The organism is Veillonella intestinalis (assembly GCF_943193155.1).
GTDB classification, from domain to species: Bacteria; Bacillota; Negativicutes; order Veillonellales; family Veillonellaceae; genus Veillonella_A; species Veillonella_A intestinalis.
This window is the reverse complement of the sequence record NZ_CALPDB010000001.1, coordinates 526952-533189: the sequence shown is the minus strand read 5'-3', so window position 1 is coordinate 533189 and position 6238 is coordinate 526952. Positions and strand designations below refer to the sequence as shown.

Genomic DNA, 6238 nt, shown 5'->3' with positions numbered 1-6238 from the left:
CTTACCGATAATATCTAATGCGTCTTTGATAGTAGGCATATCCAATTACCTCCTTCGGTGGTACTGTTTCTTACTATTATTATACGCTATTTCTCGTCAAAAATCAACCATTTGTTGTGACAGAGCCTTTTAAAAAGTAATTAAAATATATATAAAGAAACCCTGACTATGTCTGAAAATAAGTGCTATGCATATTACCTCGTTCATGGTCGGGGTTTCTTTGCCTTTATACGCCACAACATTACGCAATCTTGATACAACGCTCCTTGGTTGCAAAGGGCCAAAGGATTAGCTAGAATTCGTATTGTTGTCGATTAGGAGTTTTTTGAAATAGATATTTTGATTTTAAATTTTGTATTAAATTTTCATTATAATAAAAGAACCTATCCCATAGAGCAATACCTTTGGCTACATGTAGCAGGTTTGCGAATCGGATAGGTTTTTTAGTGTTTTGTTGTGGTGTAAATACTTTATTACACAACTTTTATAAGTAATTATTCATTTAAGTGCTCATTGAGCGGTGGCGTTTCAAGGAATGTTACGTCAGGATTGCGCTCTACCACCCAACCCATTTGCCATTCATTGCTGATCAAGATAACCGTACGGCCACGATTATCTTTTACAGCCATAGCATTATCGAGCCCTTTTAGTTGTTTAATATCTACATTGCCTTTTACCCAGCGTGCTACGCTATATGGTAGGGAATCGGTAATAGGTTCTACGCCATATTCATTTCGTAGACGATATTGTAATACTTCAAATTGAAGCATACCAACAGCACCAACGATGAAGGAATCAAGGGAATGAGGCTGTTCAAAAATTTGGACGGCCCCTTCTTGTGCTAGTTGCGTCATACCTTTTTGGAATTGTTTCCGTTTCATAGTGTCTTTTGGACTTACGCGAGCAAAGAACTCTGGCGGGAAGACAGGGAAGTCACCAAAGGTTACTTTATGGTTCGCTGCACAGAGCGTATCACCTACACCCATAGTGCCTGCATCAAAGACACCAATAATATCGCCTGGATAGGCTTCGTCAATAATAGTACGCTCAGTAGCTAAAAATTGTTGTGGCTGTGCTAGGCGAATTGTTTTACCGGATTGGCGGTGAAGAACAGACATGCCTTTTTCAAATTTGCCAGAGCAGATACGCATGAATACAATACGGTCATGATGGTTTGGATTCATGTTAGCTTGGATTTTAAAAACAAAAGCCGAAAAATCTTCTGAAGAAGCTTCTACAGTTTCTTCTAACGCTTGGCGTGGTGCTGGAGACGGTGCTAAATCAAGGAATTTTTCTAAGAACGGTTTTACACCGAAGTTAGTCATAGCAGAACCAAAGAACATAGGCGTTAATTCACCAGCGCGGACGCGATCAAAATCGAATTCATCACCAGCAACATCTAGGAGTTCAATATCATCAATAAGAGATTGATGGACTTCGTCACCTAGGAGTTCACGGAAGGCTGGGTCATCAACAGATTCTTTAGTGGACGCTAATTTTTGCTGACCGTGGGTTTCATCTTTGGCAAATAAATCAACAGTGTGCGTTTCACGATCATAAATGCCTTGGTATTCACCATTAATCCCTACAGGCCAATTCATTGGCACTGCACGAATGCCTAAGGAGTTTTCAATTTCTTCCATTAAATCAAATGGATTACGGCCAAAGTGGTCAATTTTGTTAACAAAGGTAAAAATAGGGATACCACGTTCTTTACAAACCGCAAAGAGTTTTTTTGTCTGTGCTTCCACACCTTTGGCGACGTCGATAAGCATGACAGCACTGTCGGCAGCCATAAGAGTACGGTATGTATCTTCTGAGAAATCCTGGTGACCAGGGGTGTCCAAAATATTAACTCGGCAACCATCATAGTCGAATTGAAGTACTGAACTTGTAACTGAAATACCACGTTGTTTTTCAATTTCCATCCAGTCAGATACAGCATATTTTTGTGTTTTACGAGACTTTACGGAACCTGCTAAGTGAATAGCACCACCGTAAAGGAGTAGTTTTTCCGTTAATGTAGTTTTACCGGCGTCAGGATGCGAGATGATCGCGAAGGTGCGCCGACGTTTTACTTCTTCTAAGAATGTCATGTTGTCACCTCATACAAATTATCTATCCTTAAAATTATATACTACAATATGCTTGGTTGTCATTAAGGAAGTAGATTTCTTTTATGAAACGCAAAGATAGTGTATAATAGAACAGATAAAGGAGGGCCTATGAGATTATTTATTGCCGAAAAGCCAAGTATGGGGCGAGAAATAAGTAAATATTTGCCAGAACAGAGCCGTGTACAAAAACGCGATGGTTTTATTGTACAAGGTGATGATGTGGTGACATGGGCCTTCGGCCATGTATTAGAACAGGCTGAGCCTGGCGACTATAATGAGCGTTATAAGCGATGGAATGCAGCGGATTTGCCAATTGTGCCTGATGAGTGGCGCTTATTAATTACTAAAAGTAGTGAAAAGCAGTTTTATACAATTAAAAAGCTCATTGAGGAAGCCGATGAAATAGTTAATGCTGGTGACCCGGATAGAGAAGGGCAATTGCTAATTGATGAAATTTTATTGTTTGTCAATAATACAAAGCCAGTAAAACGTATTTTGTTGAACGCATTAGATGAGAAATCAATTCGTTCAGCTTTAGCTGACTTACGTGATAATAAAGATTTTTATAATTTGCAACAATCTGCCTTAGCAAGAGCACGGGCGGATTGGTTAATTGGCATGAATTTATCCCGTGCTTATACATTGCAACAGCGTCGTCAAGGTAATAAAGTCACATTTCCTATTGGCCGTGTTAAAACGCCAACTTTGGCGCTTGTAGTGCGACGGGAACGAGAATTAGACAACTTTGTACCTGTGGATTATTTTACTTTAAAAGTATTATATGAACATGCTAATGGTAGTTTCTGGACAACCTGGCAGCCAAAAGATGAACAAATTGGTTTAGATCCAGAAGGTCGTTTGCTGAATAAAGCCATTGTTGAAGAATTGGCTAAACGGTTAGTAGATAGTAAGACAGGCATTATTGAAAAGCGTGAAAAAACTAAGAAAAAGGAGCCTCAAAAACTACCTTTATCATTATCGGCGTTGCAAGTAGCAGCTGGTAAAGCTTATGGCTATGATCCACAACAAGTATTAGATACAGCACAGAAATTATATGAGAAAAAATTAACGACCTATCCTCGTTCAGATTGTGACTATTTGCCGAATAACCAATATGCAGATCGTCAGAGTATTTTAGCAAATTTAAGCAAAAATAGTGGGGTTATTGGTGAATGGGCTAAGAACGCTGACCAAACTATTAAATCTCGTGCTTGGAATGATAAGAAGATTACCGCCCATCATGCCATTATACCGACTACAGTGGCTTGTAATATGGCAACGCTACCAGAAATGGAACGGAATATTTATTTCTTAATTGCGCAGTCATATATTGGGCAATTTTATCCAGAACATGAATATGAGCAAACGCGCTTGACCGTAGGGCAAGAGGGAGAGCAGTTTGTTGCTCATGGTCGTGTTATTACTGTGCTAGGCTGGAAAGCATTATTTCAAAAGCCTAAGAAGACAGAACAAAATGGTGATACCACAGATTCTGATTCCAGTGATGGGGATACTAACGAAGAAAATGAAGATTCCTCTAGTACAGGCAAAAAAGGACCGGTTATTGAGGACAGTGGTGAATTACCAAATGTAAAAAAGGGTGATACCGTAGTTATGGATAACTATGCGATTGATCCTAAGCAGACAAAGCCACCAAGTCGTTTTACGGCAGCTACATTATTACAAGCTATGAAGGAAATTCACAAGTATGTAAAAAATGAAGACTTGAAAAAGCAATTAAAAGCTGTATCTGGCATTGGGACAGAAGCAACTCGAGCTACCATTATTGATGAGTTAATCAATCGTAAATTTATGTCCGTAAAAGGAAAGAAAAAAGTCATTCAACCTACAGAGTTAGGATATTTATTAGTGGATGCCTTGCCAGAAGAAATGTTATATCCTGATGAGACCGCTTTGTGGGAAGAGCGATTGGCGGCTATGAGTGAAGGGGCTGATACGTTAGATTCATTTTTGACGGATCAGGTTGCATTTTTGAAACGCCTGATTGAAAAAACTAACAATGGGCTTACTATGGATGGTTTAGATACAGATGGGTTTAATATTGCTAGTACCGTACGAACGGTGAAACGACAGGCTCCATTAACTGGCGATAGTTCGCTAGGAGGGGGCGAAGGCAGTCATAGTGTAGCTGGGCGGCAGGGTTTAAGTGAAGAAGAATTAAGTAAGTTAGCCGATTGTCCTGCTTGTGGGCAGGGAAAGTTACAGCTACGCAAAGGTAAATTTGGTGAGTTTTATGGCTGTACAGAATTTCCTAAGTGCCGTCATACACAGCCTGTAGGTGGTGTTAATCGCAGTTCTTTTAATGGTGATGGCGGAGTACCTTATGGGGCACAAGATCAAGTTGATTTACAAGTAGTTAATGCATTAAAAGAAGGAGAAGCCAAGGGAACTTTGACATATAAATGCCCTCGGTGTAATGAAGGGTATTTAGTGCCTATTACACGAAATGGTCGTGTGAATTGGACTTGCTCTAATCAACCACAGTGTAGAACAATTGTGGCGGATGTGGAGGGAAAACCTATTAAATTTTCTACCTGATTATTAAAAAGCCAATTATATCTACCGAAAACTGACGTTCTTACGAACAATGATTTTCTTGTAGCTATAATTGGCTTTTTCCCTATTGTATAAAAGGCGTCGCCCGTTCACTAGTTAAATGACAAAAAGACTATTTTTAAGTAAATGTAGACTTATATCTTGAAGGTTTTTATTTATAAAAGGGCTCTTAGCTGTCATAAGTTTACAGCTAAGAGCCCTTTTAATTAATAGAAAGTTTTAATTAAAATCGGTCTTTTTTACATTAGTTAAATCGCCATTTAGCGAGAGCGGCGACGTCTTGTATTCGCTCCTTTATGTCCGGTTGCTTTATGTCGTTTAGCTTTAGTGGCCTGATAATTAGACTTGATAGCAGGCTTTTTACTAGCTACGGCTTTTTTAGGTGCTTGGGCACGTCCTTTAGTTTTAACTTGTCCATCGGTAGTGTATTTAGTTAAGGTTGCTTCAATAGCGCGTTCGATGCGACGTAGCCAAGGTTCATCTGCTTGGGTTGCATAAGTAATGGCAATGCCGCTAGTGCCAGCGCGACCGGTACGACCAATTCGATGAATGTAGTAATCAACATCATGAGGTACGTCAAAGTTATATACATGACTGATACCTTCAATATCAATACCGCGAGCTGCAATATCGGTAGCAACTAAGATTTGTGTGCGAGCACGGGCGAAATCACGTAAGATTTGAGTACGGCGTCCTTGCGTCAAATCCCCATGCAGTTCGCCAATGTTAAAGCCGGCAGCTGTTAATTCATAAGAAAGGTGAATGGCACCTTCTTTTTTATTACAGAATACAATGGCCAAATAAGGATTATCTTCTCTAATTTGTGCCATTAAACGCTCAAGCTTTTCTTCTGGTTTCACCATAATAACTCGTTGCTCAATGGTATCTAAGGTGACATTATTACCTTTGACTGTTACCGACATAGGCTTTTTCATATATGCTTTGGCGAGACTGCGAATTCTATCTGGTACAGTGGCTGAGAAAAGCAGGAGTTGACGATTTGCATTGGTTCGTTCAATGAGGGATTCTACATCAGGTAAAAAGCCCATATGCAGCATTTGATCCGCTTCATCCAATACGATACGACGGACTGTATCAAGTATTAGTGAGCCTCGGGTAGCATGGTCTAGTAAACGGCCTGGCGTACCGATGATTACGTGAGGACGGCGTCCTAATTGTTGTAATTGCCCTTCAATAGTGCGGCCACCAATAAGAGGTAACACGTCAATACCCAGAATATCGCCAATACTTTTGGCTTCTTCGGCGATTTGTTTTACGAGTTCACGCGTAGGCGCTATGATAAGTGCTTGCTCCTGAAATACATCAATATTAATGCGTTGCAGTACGGGCAGTAAAAATGCCAGTGTTTTACCTGTGCCTGTTTGTGCCATAGCGATTAAATCATGACCTTTGAAGGCTGGTGGAATAGCTTGTTCTTGAATAGGGGTAGGCTCTTTAATGCCTTGTTTGGTTAAGGCTTCAATTAATTCTGGCACTACACCTAAAGTTTGAAATGATTTCATATAGGAACTCCTTTTAAAGTG

The 6238-nt window shown here is 39.9% G+C and carries 3 protein-coding genes; 1 reads left to right on the top strand and 2 read right to left on the bottom strand.

Features of this window, described 5'->3' with window-relative positions; translation table 11 throughout:
• Positions 1 to 494: 494 nt before the first annotated feature.
• On the bottom strand, positions 495 to 2096 hold the full coding sequence (locus tag NFR44_RS02425) for a peptide chain release factor 3 (protein WP_251440773.1): 1602 nt from the start codon (positions 2094 to 2096) through the stop codon (positions 495 to 497).
• A 129-nt stretch (positions 2097 to 2225) separates the two neighbouring features.
• Between NFR44_RS02425 and NFR44_RS02420 the strand changes: the two genes are divergently transcribed.
• Entirely contained in the window at positions 2226 to 4676 is a 2451-nt protein-coding gene (locus NFR44_RS02420) for a DNA topoisomerase 3 (RefSeq protein WP_251440771.1), read from the top strand.
• Between the two features lie 278 nt (positions 4677 to 4954).
• Here the strand turns inward: NFR44_RS02420 and NFR44_RS02415 are convergent, their stop codons facing one another.
• Positions 4955 to 6217, bottom strand: a complete 1263-nt coding sequence (locus NFR44_RS02415; protein ID WP_251440769.1) for a DEAD/DEAH box helicase — start codon at positions 6215 to 6217, stop codon at positions 4955 to 4957.
• Positions 6218 to 6238: the final 21 nt, after the last annotated feature.